Below are 14,826 nucleotides of genomic sequence, written 5' to 3'. Positions count from 1 at the left end.
CGCCGACCCCCGCGACCGGTCCCGGCCGGGGCTACTCCCCCGCGTACGCGGCGCGCAGCGCGCCGATGTCGGGCTTCGTCATCGCGAACAGGGCGCGGGTCGTCCGGGCCGCCTTCTCATGGTCGGGGTCGGCGAGCAGTCCGGGCAGTTCGGTGGGGACGACCTGCCATGACACCCCGAACCTGTCCTTGAGCCAGCCGCACTGCCCGGGCCGGCCGCCGTCCTGGGTGAGCCGGTCCCAGTAGTAGTCGACCTCGTCCTGGTCGGCGCAGTGGATCTGGAACGAGACCGATTCGTTGAACGTGAACTCCGGTCCGCCGTTGAGCGCGAGGAAGTGCTGGCCGTTGAGGGTGAAGTCGACGGTGATGGCGGTCCCGGCGGGGCCGGGGCCCGCCTCGGTGTACCGGGTGACCCGGCCGGGCTCGGAGTTCTTGAACACGGACAGATAGTGGTCCGCGGCCTCCTCGGCCCGGCCGTCGAACCACAGACAGGTGGTGAATGCCTCGCTGGTCATCGGTGACGCCTCCCGCGTGCGCGATCGGTTACTGCATGCTCTCTCCGTTACGACCGATGGTCCGCCGAAAACTCATCGGCCGCGCGTCCAGGTGCCACCTGGGCGCGGGTGCGGGGCCGGGTGGCGACCACCAGACGGCAGCGCGGTCCTCCGTCCGGCCGCCGGCCCAGCTCCGGCAGGGCGTACAGGTCGGTGGTGAAGCCCGCGCGGGTCAGCTCGGCGCGGACGGCGGACAGCGGGAAGGTGCGGTAGTACATCACGAACGGCGGACGCCACAGGGCGTTGCGGAGCCGCATCACCGCGTCGAACCCGGCCGTCGCCCAGTACCCCCGCGAGCCGGGTGCGGGCGGTGCGACCACCGGGAAGGCGAACCGGCCGCCGGGGGCCAGGGCCCGGTGCACCCCGGCGAAGAGGGCGGGCCGCTGCCGGGGCAGGAAGTGGCCGAACGCCCCGAAGCTGACGACCAGGTCGAGGCTCCCGGCGAAGGGCAGGGCCAGCGCGTCGGCCCGGACCAGATGCTCCGCCGGACGGCCGGGGCGGACCGGTGGGGCCGGGCGGGCGGCCGTCAGCATCCCGGCGCTGAGGTCGGCCCCGACGATCCGGTCCCGGCACACCCGCCGCAGCACCCGGGTACCGGCACCCGTGCCGCAGCACAGGTCCAGCCCGCGGCCGAAGGGGCCGAGTCCTTCCAGCACACGCGCGGTGGCGTCGAGGATGGCGTCCGGGGTGCGGAAGGGCGTGCGGTCGAAGGTGGGGGCGAGCAGGTCGTAGCCGTGCTCGACGGAGGACAGCGCCTGCACGGTGAGTTCGCGGAACGTGGGTCCGCCGGGGCCGAACATCACGGCCGTCCCGGGCCGTGCGGGCCGCCGGGGGCGGTCATCGGTCGCCCTCGCGCCGCAGGTCGGCCGCGGTGAACGTGGCGGGGGTGGCGTGCCCGGACAGGGCGAGGGTCAGATCGAGTTCGGCGAGCAGACAGCGGATCACATGGTCGACGCCCGCCTGGCCGTCGAGGGCGAGCCCGTAGGCGTAGGGCCGCCCGATCAGCACGGCGCGGGCGCCGAGCGCGAGGACCTTGGCGATGTCGGCGCCGGAGCGGACACCGCTGTCGAACAGGATGTCGAGCCGGTCGCCGACGGCGTCGACCACGGCGGGCAGCGCGTCGGCGGCGCCGATGGCGCCCGCGACCTGGCGTCCGCCGTGGTTGGAGACGACGACACCGTCCATCCCCGCGTCGGCGGCGGCCCGGGCGTCGTCCGGGTGCAGCACCCCCTTGAGGACGATCGGACCGTCCCAGTTCTCCCGGAGGAACGCGAGATCCGGCCAGGTGTTCGAGGGATCGGAGAAGAGGCCGATGAAGTGCATGACGGCGGCGTCCGGGTCCTCGTGCACGGGCCGGGCGAGTCCCGCCTGGAACGCGGGGTCGGTGAAGTAGTTGGCGGTGCCCACCCCGCGCAGGAACGGCAGATACGCCTGGTCGAGGTCCCGGGGCCGCCACGCGAGCAGCGGGGTGTCGAGGGTGACGAACAGGACGGTGAACCCGGTGTCCCGGGCCCGGGTCAGGAAGCTGCGGGTGACCTCGCGGTCCTTGGACCAGTAGAGCTGGAACCAGCGTTCGGCGTCACCCAGGGCCTCGGCGACCTGCTCGATGGGGGTGCTGGCGGCGCTGGAGTGGATGTAGGGCACCCCGCGGACGGCGGCGGCCCGGGCGGCGGCGCCCTCGGCTTCGGGGTGCAGGATCGACAGCACACCGATCGGGGCGAGCGCCACGGGCGCGGGCAGGGTGCGGCCCAGCACGTGCACGGACAGGTCGCGCACGTGGACGTCCCGCAGCACACGGGGCACGATCCGCAGCCGGTCGAGTGCCGCACGGTTGGCGCGGTCGGTGCTGCCGTCGCCCGCGCCGCCCGCCACATAGCCGACCGGTCCGGAACCGAGCCGCTGTTCGGTGAGTTCCGCGAGGCGGGTCAGATCGGTGGGCAGTCTGGGCACCGCCCCGGTCATACCGTTCAGATAGATCTCGTACTGGAAGTCGGCCGCATGTCCGCTCATCGTCGTGCCCGTCTCTCGTCGGTGCGCTCGCCGCGTACGCCGGAGGTTACTGACGACGGCCACGGACCGCGGGGGAACGCCCGGGACAACCCGCCCCACACCGAGCTCCCCCGAAGCCGCCCGAACAACCACCGACGGAAAGCCGACCACCCACCGCCACCACAGCGGGGCGCCCCGATAGGGGCGCGGGGAACTGCGCGAAGACCGGCGACGGTCAGCCGATCGCCCCCGGCCACCACAGCGGGTGCCCCGATAGGGGCGCGGGGAACTGCGCAAACGACCACCGACGGAAAGCCGACCCCGCACCGCCACCACAGCGGGGTGCCCCAAAGGGGCGCGAGGAACTGCGCAAAGACCGGCGACGGTCAGCCGATCGCCCCCGGCCACCACAGCGGGTGCCCCGATAGGGGCGCGGGGAACTGCGCAAACGACCACCGACGGAAAGCCGACCCCGCACCGCCACCACAGCGGGGTGCCCCAAAGGGGCGCGGGGAACTGCGCGAAAGACCGCCGACGGTGGGCGAACCACCCACCGCCCCCACAGCGGGTGTCCCCGAAGGGGCAGCGAACCTCCGGGACGGAAGACGACGGCGAGCCGGACACCCACCGCCCTCGCGCCCCCGCGACCCCGCGACTCCGCCGAAACCGGCCGCAGGTCGTACGGAGCGTCACCGTCCCCCCGGCACCGCTCCGTACGACAGTGGACCCGGTATCGGTTCCGTGAGGCGGGCGGTGGCTGACGATGAGCGAGGAGAACCGTGCGTCGCCGGAAGCGGCGGCCGGACGGACGGCGCACGCGCCCCGGGCGGCCGGCGTCGTCCGGCGCTGGCGCGACCCCGTGGTGGTGCAGATCCTGCGGTCCACGGCGGCGGCCACCATCTCGTACGCCGTCGCGCTCCAGCTCAGCGACGTCGAGGCGCCGCTGACCGCGCCGCTGACCGCGCTCCTGGTGGTGCAGGTGACGCTCTACGCCACGATCACCACCGGCGTCCGCCGGGTGAACTCGGTGGTCATCGGCGTATTGATCGCCGTCGGCTTCAGCTCGCTGGTGGGGCTGAGCTGGTGGAGCCTCGCCCTGATCATCCTGGCGTCGCTGACGGTGGGCCAGTTCGTCCGGGTGGGCGAGTTCGTGCCCGAGGTGGCGATCAGCGCGATGCTCGTGCTCGGGGTGACCCAGGTGGGCGCGTCCGCCTGGGACCGGGTGCTGGAGACGCTGATCGGGGCGGTGGTCGGCCTGTCGTTCAACTTCCTGCTGGCGCCGCCCGTGTGGGTGGACACCGCCGGGGAGTCCATCGAGAACCTGGCGCGCCGGATGCGGCGGCTGCTGCTGCGGGGCGGTGAACAGCTCATCACCCCGACCGCGCCCGAGCAGGCCGAGCAGCGGCTGTTCGAGGCACGGCAGCTGGACGACGACGTGGCGGACGTGGACGCGGCGCTGCGGCAGGCGGAGGACAGCCTGCGGCTCAACCCCCGGGTCCGTGAGGGTCTGCTGAACCGGGTGGTGCTGCGGACCGGTCTCGACACCCTGGAGATCTGTGTGGTCGTCGTCCGGGTCCTCTCCCGGACGTTCACCGATCTGAGCAGGGAACGTCCGCACGAGCCGCTGCTGCCGCGCGGGACGGGCGCGGCGCTCCAGGAGACGCTGGACCATATCGCCGACGCCGTCGTCAGTTTCGCGGTCCTGGTGACCACTCAGGTCAGCACCAACGCGGACGCCGCCGAGGCACGGCTGGCGGAGGAGCTGAGTGCCGCGGTCGCGAGCCGGGACCGGGCGGCGCGGCTCCTGCTGGACGACGTACGGGAGGACCCGCGCGGCTGGCAGCTCCACGGGGCGCTGCTGACCGAGGTGGACCGGCTGCTGGACGAGCTGGACATGGAGCACCGCAGCAGGCGGCTGATGGAGGAACTGGACCGCAGCGCGCGTGAGCAGCGGCAGCGGTTCTCCTGGCTGGGACGGCTGAGGTCCCTGTTCCCGGGCGGGGGCGGGAGCCGGGGCAGCGAGCGGGGTTGAGGGGGGCGGCGCTGAGGCAAAAGGGCCGAGGCGGCGCTCGGCAGGCCGTGGCAGGCGCTTGGCGGAGCCAGGCGGGAGGGGCCCGGCGGCTCAGGTACGGCGCCGACACGGGGCCGACGATCACGGGTCCGGTAGGTTCCGTCCATCATCTGATGATCCGTTCGACCCCCTGTCGGAAGCCGTGCCGGAGGGCCGGGCGGACGAGGAGAGAGGCGGTCCGCGTGCCGGAACCGGAGCGGGAACCCGAGGGGCCACAGCTGATCGACGGGCGTTCGGGGCGGACGTATCCGCTGGACGCCCTGCGCTGGCGCGGGGACGACGGCGGTCCGCTGACCGTGTCGCCGCTGCCCGGCCTCGCGCCGGGGGACATCGACGGCTCGGTCCGTTCCCTGTGGCGCTACCGCGCCGCGCTGCCGCTGCCCGGCGGCCGTCCCCCGGTGAGCCTCGGGGAAGGGATGACGCCGCTGGTGGAGGGCGAGTGGGCGGGGGCCCGGGTCCGTTTCAAGCTGGAGTGGTTCAACCCGACGGGGAGCTTCAAGGACCGGGGCAGCAGTGTGATGGTCTCGGCGCTGGCCGCCCGGGGCGTACGGGAGGTCGTGGAGGACAGTTCCGGCAACGGCGGTTCGTCGGTCGCCGCCTACTGCGCGGCGGCCGGGATCGGCGCCACGGTCCTCGTCCCGGAGGGGACCTCGCCCGCCAAGGTGCTCCAGACGCGGGCGTACGGGGCGCGGATCACCCCGGTGCCGGGCGGCCGGGAGGCCACCGCGGCGGAGGCTCTGCGGCGCGCCGGGGAGGTGATGTACGCGGGGCACAACTGGCATCCGTACTTCCTCCAGGGGACGAAGACCCTCGCGTACGAGCTGTGGGAGGACCTCGGGTTCCGTGCCCCGGACGCGGTGGTGACCGTGGCGGGCGCGGGCAGCACGGTCCTCGGCTGCGATCTGGGGTTCTCGGAGCTGCTCGCCGCGGGGCGGATCGCGCGCCTTCCCCGGCTGCTGGTCGCCCAGCCCGCGGCGTGCGCCCCGCTGCACGCCGCGTTCCGGTCGGAGCCCGTACCGGAGTTCGGCCCGACGATCGCGGAGGGCACCGCGATCCGTGCACCGGTACGGCTGCCCGAGGTGGTGGCCGCGGTCCGCCGCTCCGGCGGGGACATGGCCGCGATCCCCGAGCGGGACATCGCGTCGGCGGTCCGCGCTCTCGCGAGCCGGGGGCTGTACGTGGAGCCGACCAGCGCGACGGCCGCCGCCGCGATCGACGTGTTCCGTGCCCGGGGCGCGATCCGGGACGGTGAGACGACGGTCGTGGTGCTGACCGGTTCGGGCCTCAAGGCGACGGGTGTCCTCGCCGGGCTGTTCCCGGCGGACACCGCGACCTGACCACCGCCGCCGGCGTCCCCGGGCGGTGACCGAGGACGCGGAACACCCCGGAGGGAACGGCGGTTGTCAGCCATCGGCGGCCGGGGCCGGGACACTCCGGCCAAGTACCCACCGACCGGTCGCCGTACGCCGGGCGCCCCGGTGCGCGTCCGGCGGGGGCGGTGCTACCGTCTCGGTCACTTTCGGTGCGGAGGAGCGGCACATGGCCAAGGTAACCGTCGGACTGGACGCGGAACTCGTGGTGGAGGTCATGGTGCTGTCCGGCGCCGGCTCACCGCAGGACGCGGTGGAGCTCGTCGTCCGGGACTACATCGCCCGTGGCCACCGTACCGAGGAACGGACGGAGAGCGGGGGCGGGTCCGCACGGATCTCCGCACCGCAGCCGCTCGAACCGCCGCAGGGCTGATCCGGCGCGGGCGCCTCGCGGCCCGGCCGCCCGCCTCGCCGACCGGGGCCCGCCCCCGGCGGCCTCACCGCTCCTCCCGGCCCCTGTCATATGCCCGTGACAGGGGCCGTCGGCTGTTCCCGGCCACCCGCCGTCCGGTGGGTCCCCGCCAGGCATTCGCCCGGCGCCAGTGATTCCACGGCCTTCCCCCTTCTTCCGGAACAGGACTTCCCGGGAAAGAACTCCATTCGACGTTTTGATTGTTCTGCCTTTTGGCATCGCACAGAACCGATGGACTTCCCTCTCATACACAGAGCGCCGGATGTGAACACAGGGGCGTTCCGGCACGTATCGCCGTATGGCCGCCGTACCCCGCGAGAGGCGCCGATTCACCACGTGCACCGCATACTTCCGCGCAGCTCCCAGGCGCGCGGCGGGCCGCTGCCGAATGCATCGACGAGTACCAACAGGTAACTTGCCGCATCGGATGAGAGCGCGTCTGGCGGTTCACATGACAGCGCAGGTGACTATCCACTCAACAACCCTTTACGAAAACCTTGTTACACGTGAGTTGACTGTGTCAGGGTATGCAGCGTTCCAGCACGGACCATGGCCGGTCGCCCAGAAGACGTGTTCGCCATCGGTGGTCGAGGACGTCCCCGCGTCCTTTACCTCCCCCGGCCAGAACTCCCCGCGTGCCCCAGTGCGCTCTGGAAGGAAATCCCTCTGTGCCCACCCCCCTCACACCCCATCCGAAGCAGGACCCCCACACCCCTACGGCGGATTCACGCCGTTCCGACGACGAACTCACGGTCGCGCTCCGCTCCCCCTCGGCCGAACAGGAGACCCGGGCCTTCGCGGTGCTGCTGAGCCGCCACTGGGAATCCGTCCAGGACTACGCGACCGTGTGCGCCGTGTCCGGACCCGCCGCCTCCCCCATGCTCGCCGCGGCGGCGTTCCGTGCGGTGCTCGACCCCACGCGCGACGGGGAGCCCTCGCTCGCGCTGCGCCCCCGGTTGCTGCTGACCGTGCGCGACCTGGCCCGGACCTGGGCTCTTTCCCCGGAGGCGACCCCACTCCCCCCGAGGAACACGATGGACACGATCAACCCGACGGACCCGATACGCGGTGAACCCTGGGCGTCCGGGGTCACCGTCGCGGATAACCGGCGGATCGCCGCACGTGCTTTCGGTGAGTTGCCGATATCCGCCCAGTACCTGCTCTGGCACACCGAGGTCGAGGGCGAGCCGATATCGGAACCGGCCGCTCTGCTGGCCCTGGAGAACGCCGCCGCCCAAGGTGAACTCGAAGAAGCACGGGAGGTATTCCGGACATCCTGCCTGCAAGCGCATATCGAACTTGCCACCCGTCCGGAATGCCGCTACTACAACCGTCTCCTCGACGTACCCGTCCGCCAGGGAGATCCCCTGCTGCCTGATGTGACGGAACACGTACAGGGTTGTGAGCACTGCCGGTTCACCGTCGAGCAACTGCGCTACTTCGACGGAAATGTGGGTGCGCTGCTGGCCGAGTCCGTACTCGTCCATGGAGCGGACGACTATCTCGCCATCCGTCAGCACCGCAGAATTCCCGAATTGCCCGGCCCTCCCCCGCGCTCCGTACGCCCGCCGGCACCGCCCCATCCGCTGTACTCGGCCCGGTCCGACGAGGACCGGGACCCCGTCGCCGACGCACCGCGGGCGACGGGCCGGCACCGGGTCCGCACCCCGCGTGTCCTGCGGTCGGGGCGGCAGATGCTCGCCGGGTTCGGGGCCGGGGCGGCCGTCCTGACGACGGCGGTCCTCGCCACGACCCTGTGGCCCAACGGCGGCGACGACGCCAGGGGTTCGGGGCTGCCCGGCACCTCCGTGACCCGCCCCGAGGCGTCGCTGCCGCCCGGCTACGTGCCCCCGGCGGAGGCCGCGGGGCTGCCGCGCGGACCGGTGGGCGGCAGACTCCGCAACGCCGACGCGGGACTCTGTCTCGACGTGGCGGGGCAGCGACCGCGCGCCGGCGCGTCGGCGACACTGATGGCCTGCTCGGAGGGGCCGAGCCAGCAGTGGACGTACGAGGACGACGGACTGCTGCGCAGCGCCGCGGACCCCGGCCTGTGCCTGGACTCGCACGCCGACGAGGGGGTGGCGGCCCTCGGTCCCTGCGCGCTGCGCGAGGAGTCCCACAGTGCCGATGTGCACTACGACCTCACGGTCCAGGGCCAGTTGATCCCCCGCTGGGCGGACGATCTGGCGCTCACCCCCACGGCGCTGGTGAAACGGGCGGACGTGGTGGTGAAACTCCGGGACAACTCGGCCCGCCAGCGCTGGCTGGTCGACCCGGCCCCGGCGTCCGCCAGGTCGGTCCCCGAGGACCCGGACGCCTGCGGCGCGGGCTGCGGGGCGCCCGCCGCCGAGGCCCATGACCGGACGCCCGTCCAGGCGCCTGGCCGGGCGTCGGAGGCCGACGACCGCGCGCCGAGCGGGCCGCAGCGCCCGGACCGGTCCCGGCGCGAGCTCTGAGTACACGGCCGCCCCCGCCCGGCGCGGAGGCGGCCGTACCCGGCAGGTCCGGACGGGTGAACGTACGGCAGCCGGGATGAACCTGCCGCCGGGCGGTGTTGAGGCACCCGGACGACGACGTGTCCACCGACGAGAGGACGAGCCGCATGCCTTTGCAGGGCCAGTACGAACCGAGCCCGACCGCCTGGGTCCGTGAGCAGGTCGAACTGTACGAACGCTCCGGCGGCACCGAGGGCACGACCCTGCGGGACATGCCCGTGGTCGTGCTGACCACCCTGGGCGCGCGCAGCGGGAAGCTCCGCAAGTCACCGGTGATGCGGGTGGAGCACGAGGGCCGCTACGCGGCGGTCGCCTCCCTCGGCGGAGCACCGAACAACCCGGTCTGGTACCACAATCTGCTGGGCGATCCCCGGCTGGAGCTCCAGGACGGCCCGGTCCGGCAGGACATGACGGCCCGTGAGGTGACCGGCGCGGAGCGGGACGAGTGGTGGGAGCGCGCGGTGGCGGCGTACCCCGACTACGCGGCGTACGAGGAGAAGACGGAGCGGGTGATCCCGGTCTTCGTCCTGGAGCCCTCCGAAGCGCCGCACTGACCGCCCTCACCCCCGGCGGTCACGGTCCCGACCGGACCGCCGCCGGGGAAAAGCGTGTGACCGGGCCGTGCGGGAGCCCCTAGCCTCGCGGCCATGAGAGAGCGCCCCACCGGTGTCACCGAGTCCGAACTGATCCGCGCGCTGCGCGACTGGGAGGTCGGGCCGGTCTCGCTCGACTACGCCCCGGTCGGCTTCGGTGACTACCACTGGAGCGCGACCGGGGAGGACGGGCGGCGCTGGTTCCTGACCCTGGCCGATCTGCCGCACAAGCCGTACTGCGGCGAGGGCGCGGACGGCGCGTTCGACGGGCTGCGCCGCGCCCTGGACACCTCGGCCGCGCTGTACGCGGCCGGGCTGGACTCCGTGGTGGCGCCGCTGCCCGCCCGGGACGGTGCGACGGTACGCCGGGTCGGCGAGCGGTACGCGCTGAGTGTGCTGCCGTGGACCGACGCGCCGTCCGGGGAGTTCGGGCAGGAGCTCACCGCCCCGGAGCGCGCCCGGATCATGCGGATGCTCGCCGCCCTGCACCGCGCCGCGCCACCCGCCGCGGCCCGGGTGCTGCCACCGGACCTGCCCGCGCGCGCACGGCTGGAGTCGGCGCTCGCGGGGACGGACGGGCCGTGGGGTCCGGGCCCGTACGGCGGTCCGGCGCGGGAGTTGCTCCGTACCCGGGCGACGGGGCTGCGCACGAGGCTGGCGGAGTTCGACCGGCGGGCGCGGCGACTGCGCGACCGCGGGCCGGAGTTGGTCGTCACCCATGGCGAACCGCATCCGGGCAATGTGCTGTGGCGCTCCGGCGGAGAGCCGCTGCTCGTCGACTGGGACACCGCCGGACTCGCGGTCCCCGAACGCGATCTGTGGCACGCGGCCGGGCCCGGCGGGACCGACGAGGCGGCGCTGGAGACCTGGGCGCAGGCGAGCGGGCGGACGCCGGACCGGTCCGCGCTGGAGCTGTACCGGCTGCGCTGGGACCTGGACGACGTGTGCGCGTTCCTGGACATGTTCCGCGCGCCGCACGGGCGTTCGTCCGACACCGACGACGCGTGGCGGTGGATGGAGGACACGGTCACACGGCTGGTGGACGGCTCCCGATAGCGTTCCGGGTGTTCACGCGCATCGCGTGGCGAGCGGCCGGCGGGCCAGGGGCGGGCGGGCCGCGCCGCGCGCCGGAGCGCCGAGCAGGGCCGGGACGGGGCCGCTCCCCGGGCCGGGCCGTGACTCCCGCAGCACGGACACCGGGGCGGGCCACACCAGTGGCTGGCCCTCCGCGGTCTCCACCCGGCGGCAGAACCACACGACCTTGCCGCCGTCCGGTGTCCCGCAGCTCCCCCAGCCGTCGCTGAGGGCGGCCACCCTCGCCAGGCCGCCGCGCTCGGGTCCCAGCGGCCGGGGCGGCCGGTGGTCCTGGTCGGCGACAGAGGCGATCAAGTGCCGTCCCGTCCAGATGAGTTCGATGACGGCGGTGCCGTCGCCCGCGTGCTCGGCGACGTTCGCGAGCAGTTCGCGGACCCCCGCGCACACCGGGGTGATCTGGCGGTCCAGCGTCCAGCGGGCGAGGTGCGCCGCGAGGATGCGGTGGACCCGGTCGATCCGCTCCGGGTGCGCTTCCACTTCCACACAGCTGTAACAGGGCAGGGGGACGGTCATGATCTGGGCTCCTCACCCGCAAAGCTCGGTCACCACCGCTTCTCGCCCGTTCGGCCGAGCCACGAACACGAAGCGTGAGCGGCGGTCGCTGCTGAGTTGCCTCCAGCGTGCGGGGATTACTCCAGTCGTGCAACACGGGAGCGTTCCCGCAGGTCATCGAGGTGCGCGGCGGCCGGTACGGAGCCGGTCGGGTCATGGCCCGGCACTCGGCGCGATGGTGCGGCGGCCGATCTCCCGACAGGAGGACGGCGGGCGTTCGGGCGAGGATGGCCCCACCGCACGACTCCGGGCGGCGAGAATCACATCGGAGGTGAGCGGCGCCATGCTGCTGCCGGACAAACCCCAGGTCGCCTTTCTCCTGGAGCGGTATCGGGCGTGGGAACGCCTGATGCTCGCCAATCCGTCCAACGGCACCGTCCGGGGACGCTTCGAGGACACGGCGTACACCCTGTGCGTGCTGATGGGCCGGCGCAGCGCCAGGGAGGCGGCACTCGCCGCCGAGCACTACCTCGGAACGCGCAAGTCCCCCTGTACGGTCTCCGATCCGCTCGGGTAGTGTGCGGCTGTCCGCGTCGGCGTCCACCGGGGAGGTGAGACCCATTTCCGCCAGTTCAGGCAGGGTGTTCTCGTCCGCCGGTCGCACGGCGGACCGCTGCTAGCGGTTCCCGCATCCGGGAGAACGCCCTTTCGGCCCCGAAAGGCACCTTCTCCCCATGACGTTCCCGCAGCACCCGTCCGTCGCGCCCGCCACTCCCGCCGCGCCCGCGGCCGGGGCGGAAGCCGCGCCGACCGAACCCCCCGTACCGTGCGCGTCCCCCGGCGGCCCCGAAGGGTCCGGCGCGGAGCCGTCCGCCCTCGCCGCCCGGCTGCGCGCCGCCGGTTGCGTCTTCGCCGAGGACGAGGCGGCGCTGATCCTCGCCACCGCGCGCACCGCGCGCGAGGCCCTGGCGATGGCGGAGCTCCGGGCGTCCGGCCCGCCCCTCGAACACGTCCTCGGCTGGGCGGGGTTCCGGGGACTGCGGATCACCGTGACCCCCGGGGTGTTCGTGCCGCGCCGCCGCAGCGAGTTCCTGGCCGCCGAGGCCGTCGCGCTCGCCGCGCGGCGGGCGCCGCGTCCGCCGGTCGTGGTGGATCTGTGCTGCGGATCGGGGGCGATCGGCGCCGCGCTGCTCGCGGCGCTGCCCCGGGCCGAGCTGGTCGCGGCGGACATCGACCCGGTGGCGGTGCGGTGCGCGCGCCTCAATGTCGTCCCCCGGGGCGGCGGCGTGCACGAGGGCGATCTGTTCGACGCGCTGCCCGCCGCGTTGCGCGGCCGGGTGGACGTGCTGGTCGCCAACGTCCCGTACGTACCGAGCGGTGAGGTGGCGCTGCTGCCGACCGAGGCGCGCGACCATGAGCCGCTGGTGTCGCTGGACGGGGGCGGGGACGGGCTCGGGGTGCTGCGCCGGGTGACCGCCGGGGCGCTCGGCTGGCTGGCGCCGGGCGGTCATCTGCTGGTGGAGACCAGTGGACGGCAGGCGGAGCGGGCGGCGCGGGCGTTCCGGGACGGCGGGCTGACGACGGAGGTCGCGACCTGCGAGGAGCCGCCCGCGACGGTGGTGGTCGGCACCCGCCCGGACACCGGCGGCTGACCCGCGCGGCGCCGTGGCACCGGTCGGCGCACCGTACGGACGTACCGGCCCCGGAAAGTCGACCGGCCGGGCGGAGATGAATCCTCCACCCGGCCGGTCCCCCACTGGGACCCCCCACACGGGCCGTCGGATCTGCCCCCCACAGGCAGGCACCGACCGCTCCAGGTCCCGGTTCAGAAAGTGAAGACCGCCACCCCATGGGCGTTCTTCACGCAGTCGTTGCCGAAGGTGCGTTCACAGGCGATCCGCCGGCCGTCCCGTACGCCCGGCACCGTGACCACCACCGGGTCGTACCGCCGGGTGCGCCCGCCCGACCGAGTGGCGACCAGGTCCGCCGGATCGCCCTGGACACGGGCGGGTTCGGCGCAGGCCGGGCCCGCCGCGGGATGCGTCCCCGCGCTGGCCGGCGCACAGGACAGGGTGACCGCGCGTTGCGGTGCCGCGTTCGCCGTGTTCACGCCATGGCCCAGGGTGAGTACCAGGGCCGAGGCGGCGTGCGGTCCGGGAGAGGCGGCGGTCGCGCCCCCGGACGGAGCGCCGGCGGCGAGCGCCGCACCGGTGAGCGGTCCGCGGTCGGCCGCGGTCGGCGGCGCCCCCGTCATGGCCCGGCGGGTGATGTGCGACATGGTGCGCTCCTTCCGCTGTGAGCGGCGGTCTGTGGATCGGTTACCTGTTCGGCGTCGGTGAGTCTGCCTACTCCGGCGCCGGATTTCACGTCGACCCCCTGCATTTCGGTAACCTTGCGTATTGAATCAGTGGCGAGAAGTAACGGAAATGGCCACCGCGGAAGGTCCGGATATCGCGGAACCGGAGGGCTGTCCGTTTCGTCCTGGGGGGCATGGCTGAATAGGGACGCTTCAGCAATAGGCCGGAAACCCTCCGATCGGAGGGCGCGTACGCCGACGGTCGAATGCCCCGGCGCGACCATATACGGACATAACAAATACCCTTGCCGTCTCGGGGCGCGCGTCGGCCGCGAGGGTCGACCCAGGGGTGCGTGTGCCTGGTCAAGCGGCATATGCGGGCGGCGACGCGGGCCCCCGACCCGGCCCCGGCCCGCCCGTGACCGCGAGAGGCGAACAGGCCGCCGACGGCGGCGAACAGGCGTCCGAGCGGGTGATCAAAGCCGATCCCGCGCCACTCTTTCGGGCACACGCGGTAGCCCTTCCCCTCCAGGTCCGCTAAGTTAGGCAAGGCTTACCTAATACTGGAGGTACGGAGATGGGTGTCCGCCAGGCTTGCACGACCGCGCCCACCGCGGCGGAACGTGCCCGCTCGGTACTCGCAGCAGCATGGTCCTGCGCGGTGACCACGGACCATTGCCACGAGGAGTTGGTGGGGGCGCATTCCGTCACCACCGACGGCGTCGTACGACTGTGCGTCCCGGAGGACAGCGTGCTGGCCTCGGCCGCGCTCTGCTCCCCGCGCGGCGAGCCGACCGCCCTGATGGAGTTCTCCGACGCGGCGCCGGTGCCGGTACGGGACCGCATCCGGGCGCGGCTGTGGCTGTCGGGGCGGTTCACCCGGGAGGGTGAGCACCTGCTCTTCCAGCCCGCCTGCGCCGTGCTGCACGCCCCTTCCGGTCATATCGGCATCGACATCGACGACTTCGCGCGGGCCGCGCCCGACCCGCTCGCCACCGCCGAGTCCCGGCTGCTCACCCATCTGGCCGACGCCCACGCCGACGCCGTCGAATGGCTCACCCGGCTCGTCGAGCCGGAGAGCCTGAGCGAGGTGGTCCGGGTGCAGCCGTTCGCCCTCGACCGGCACGGACTGACCCTGCGCCTCGAACGGCTGCGCGGCCACGAGGACGTACGGCTGCCGTTCCACCGGCCCGCCGACGACCTCGCGCAGGTCACCGAGCGGATGCACATCCTGCTCGCGTCCGCGAGGAACGTCCGGCGGCCGACCCTGCGCCCGGTGTCGCCGGAGGAGTGAGCCACCCGCACGACCGGCCCCGCTCCGGTGACAGCCCCGGCCCGCCCGCGAACCCCCGCCCGGCACCCGGCGGTTGCCCGCGTCCGGGCCGGATCGGCGCCGTCGCACGAGGGGAAAGCAGCCGCGGCCGTCCGGCCATGAAACCGCGCGACCCTCACGGCAGTCC

Annotated in this window: 13 protein-coding genes and 1 pseudogene; 9 read left to right on the top strand and 5 right to left on the bottom strand. The window is 73.5% G+C overall.

All coding sequences use genetic code 11. From position 1 onward, the window contains the following. Positions 1-31: 31 nt before the first annotated feature. From OG711_RS33890 to OG711_RS33880, 3 genes are read right to left on the bottom strand one after another with little or no spacing between them, the layout of a single operon-like run. Positions 32-514 (bottom strand): VOC family protein, encoded by a 483-nt coding sequence (locus tag OG711_RS33890; RefSeq protein WP_073794575.1) that lies wholly within the window; start codon positions 512-514, stop codon positions 32-34. Positions 515-561: 47 nt separating this feature from the next. Next, complete coding sequence (locus OG711_RS33885; protein ID WP_079185131.1) at positions 562-1,353, bottom strand: class I SAM-dependent methyltransferase; 792 nt, start codon at positions 1,351-1,353, stop codon at positions 562-564. Between the two features lie 37 nt (positions 1,354-1,390). Then, on the bottom strand, positions 1,391-2,563 hold the full coding sequence (locus OG711_RS33880) for an alpha-hydroxy-acid oxidizing protein (protein ID WP_329562392.1): 1,173 nt from the start codon (positions 2,561-2,563) through the stop codon (positions 1,391-1,393). A gap of 742 nt (positions 2,564-3,305) precedes the next feature. On the opposite strand from OG711_RS33880, the gene OG711_RS33875 reads away from it, so the two are divergent. The 6 genes from OG711_RS33875 to OG711_RS33850 all read left to right on the top strand — a co-directional run bounded on the left by OG711_RS33875 (position 3,306) and on the right by OG711_RS33850 (position 10,539). Continuing rightward, positions 3,306-4,574: an FUSC family protein gene (locus OG711_RS33875; RefSeq protein WP_079185132.1), complete on the top strand. Its 1,269-nt coding sequence runs from the start codon at positions 3,306-3,308 to the stop codon at positions 4,572-4,574. A 260-nt stretch (positions 4,575-4,834) separates the two neighbouring features. Further along, positions 4,835-5,950: a threonine synthase gene (locus OG711_RS33870; protein ID WP_073795056.1), complete on the top strand. Its 1,116-nt coding sequence runs from the start codon at positions 4,835-4,837 to the stop codon at positions 5,948-5,950. Between the two features lie 202 nt (positions 5,951-6,152). Further along, positions 6,153-6,356 (top strand): DUF2191 domain-containing protein, encoded by a 204-nt coding sequence (locus OG711_RS33865; protein ID WP_073794580.1) that lies wholly within the window; start codon positions 6,153-6,155, stop codon positions 6,354-6,356. Positions 6,357-7,063: 707 nt separating this feature from the next. Further along, positions 7,064-8,851, top strand: a complete 1,788-nt coding sequence (locus OG711_RS33860) for a ricin-type beta-trefoil lectin domain protein (RefSeq protein WP_329562389.1) — start codon at positions 7,064-7,066, stop codon at positions 8,849-8,851. A 146-nt stretch (positions 8,852-8,997) separates the two neighbouring features. Beyond that, positions 8,998-9,444: a nitroreductase family deazaflavin-dependent oxidoreductase gene (locus OG711_RS33855; protein WP_073794585.1), complete on the top strand. Its 447-nt coding sequence runs from the start codon at positions 8,998-9,000 to the stop codon at positions 9,442-9,444. Between the two features lie 93 nt (positions 9,445-9,537). Next, a complete protein-coding gene (locus OG711_RS33850) occupies positions 9,538-10,539 on the top strand; it encodes a phosphotransferase (protein ID WP_329562386.1) in 1,002 nt (333 codons plus the stop codon). A gap of 12 nt (positions 10,540-10,551) precedes the next feature. Here the strand turns inward: OG711_RS33850 and OG711_RS33845 are convergent, their stop codons facing one another. Beyond that, positions 10,552-11,091 (bottom strand): ATP-binding protein, encoded by a 540-nt coding sequence (locus tag OG711_RS33845; protein WP_329562384.1) that lies wholly within the window; start codon positions 11,089-11,091, stop codon positions 10,552-10,554. 322 nt (positions 11,092-11,413) lie between these two features. Here OG711_RS33845 and OG711_RS33840 point away from each other — a divergent pair. Together OG711_RS33840 and OG711_RS33835 are read left to right on the top strand one after the other, a co-directional pair. Next, positions 11,414-11,608 (top strand): annotated as a pseudogene (locus tag OG711_RS33840) (DUF5133 domain-containing protein); the annotation flags it as partial. A gap of 196 nt (positions 11,609-11,804) precedes the next feature. Beyond that, positions 11,805-12,722 carry a putative protein N(5)-glutamine methyltransferase gene (locus OG711_RS33835; protein WP_329562382.1) on the top strand — a complete coding sequence of 306 codons (918 nt, stop codon included), beginning with the start codon at positions 11,805-11,807 and terminating at the stop codon, positions 12,720-12,722. A gap of 173 nt (positions 12,723-12,895) precedes the next feature. Here OG711_RS33835 and OG711_RS33830 read toward each other — a convergent pair whose 3' ends face one another. Beyond that, the gene (locus OG711_RS33830; protein ID WP_329562380.1) at positions 12,896-13,348 is read right to left on the bottom strand and encodes an SSI family serine proteinase inhibitor; all 453 of its coding nucleotides are present in this window, start codon (positions 13,346-13,348) and stop codon (positions 12,896-12,898) included. A gap of 595 nt (positions 13,349-13,943) precedes the next feature. Between OG711_RS33830 and OG711_RS33825 the strand changes: the two genes are divergently transcribed. Further along, positions 13,944-14,660 (top strand): DUF2470 domain-containing protein, encoded by a 717-nt coding sequence (locus tag OG711_RS33825; protein WP_073794592.1) that lies wholly within the window; start codon positions 13,944-13,946, stop codon positions 14,658-14,660. The last annotated feature ends 166 nt before the right edge of the window (positions 14,661-14,826 follow it).

Source organism: Streptomyces uncialis (assembly GCF_036250755.1).
GTDB lineage: Bacteria > Actinomycetota > Actinomycetes > Streptomycetales > Streptomycetaceae > Streptomyces > Streptomyces uncialis.
Note: the sequence above shows the minus strand (reverse complement) of the source record. Positions and strands in the feature narration are given on the sequence as shown.

Coding starts and splice junctions, on each gene's coding strand:
- OG711_RS33890 (WP_073794575.1), bottom strand. CDS start 514: ATGACCAGCGAGGCATTCACCACCTGTCTGTGGTTCGACGGCCGGGCC.
- OG711_RS33885 (WP_079185131.1), bottom strand. CDS start 1,353: ATGTTCGGCCCCGGCGGACCCACGTTCCGCGAACTCACCGTGCAGGCG.
- OG711_RS33880 (WP_329562392.1), bottom strand. CDS start 2,563: ATGAGCGGACATGCGGCCGACTTCCAGTACGAGATCTATCTGAACGGT.
- OG711_RS33875 (WP_079185132.1), top strand. CDS start 3,306: ATGAGCGAGGAGAACCGTGCGTCGCCGGAAGCGGCGGCCGGACGGACG.
- OG711_RS33865 (WP_073794580.1), top strand. CDS start 6,153: ATGGCCAAGGTAACCGTCGGACTGGACGCGGAACTCGTGGTGGAGGTC.
- OG711_RS33855 (WP_073794585.1), top strand. CDS start 8,998: ATGCCTTTGCAGGGCCAGTACGAACCGAGCCCGACCGCCTGGGTCCGT.
- OG711_RS33850 (WP_329562386.1), top strand. CDS start 9,538: ATGAGAGAGCGCCCCACCGGTGTCACCGAGTCCGAACTGATCCGCGCG.
- OG711_RS33845 (WP_329562384.1), bottom strand. CDS start 11,091: ATGACCGTCCCCCTGCCCTGTTACAGCTGTGTGGAAGTGGAAGCGCAC.
- OG711_RS33835 (WP_329562382.1), top strand. CDS start 11,805: ATGACGTTCCCGCAGCACCCGTCCGTCGCGCCCGCCACTCCCGCCGCG.
- OG711_RS33830 (WP_329562380.1), bottom strand. CDS start 13,348: ATGTCGCACATCACCCGCCGGGCCATGACGGGGGCGCCGCCGACCGCG.
- OG711_RS33825 (WP_073794592.1), top strand. CDS start 13,944: ATGGGTGTCCGCCAGGCTTGCACGACCGCGCCCACCGCGGCGGAACGT.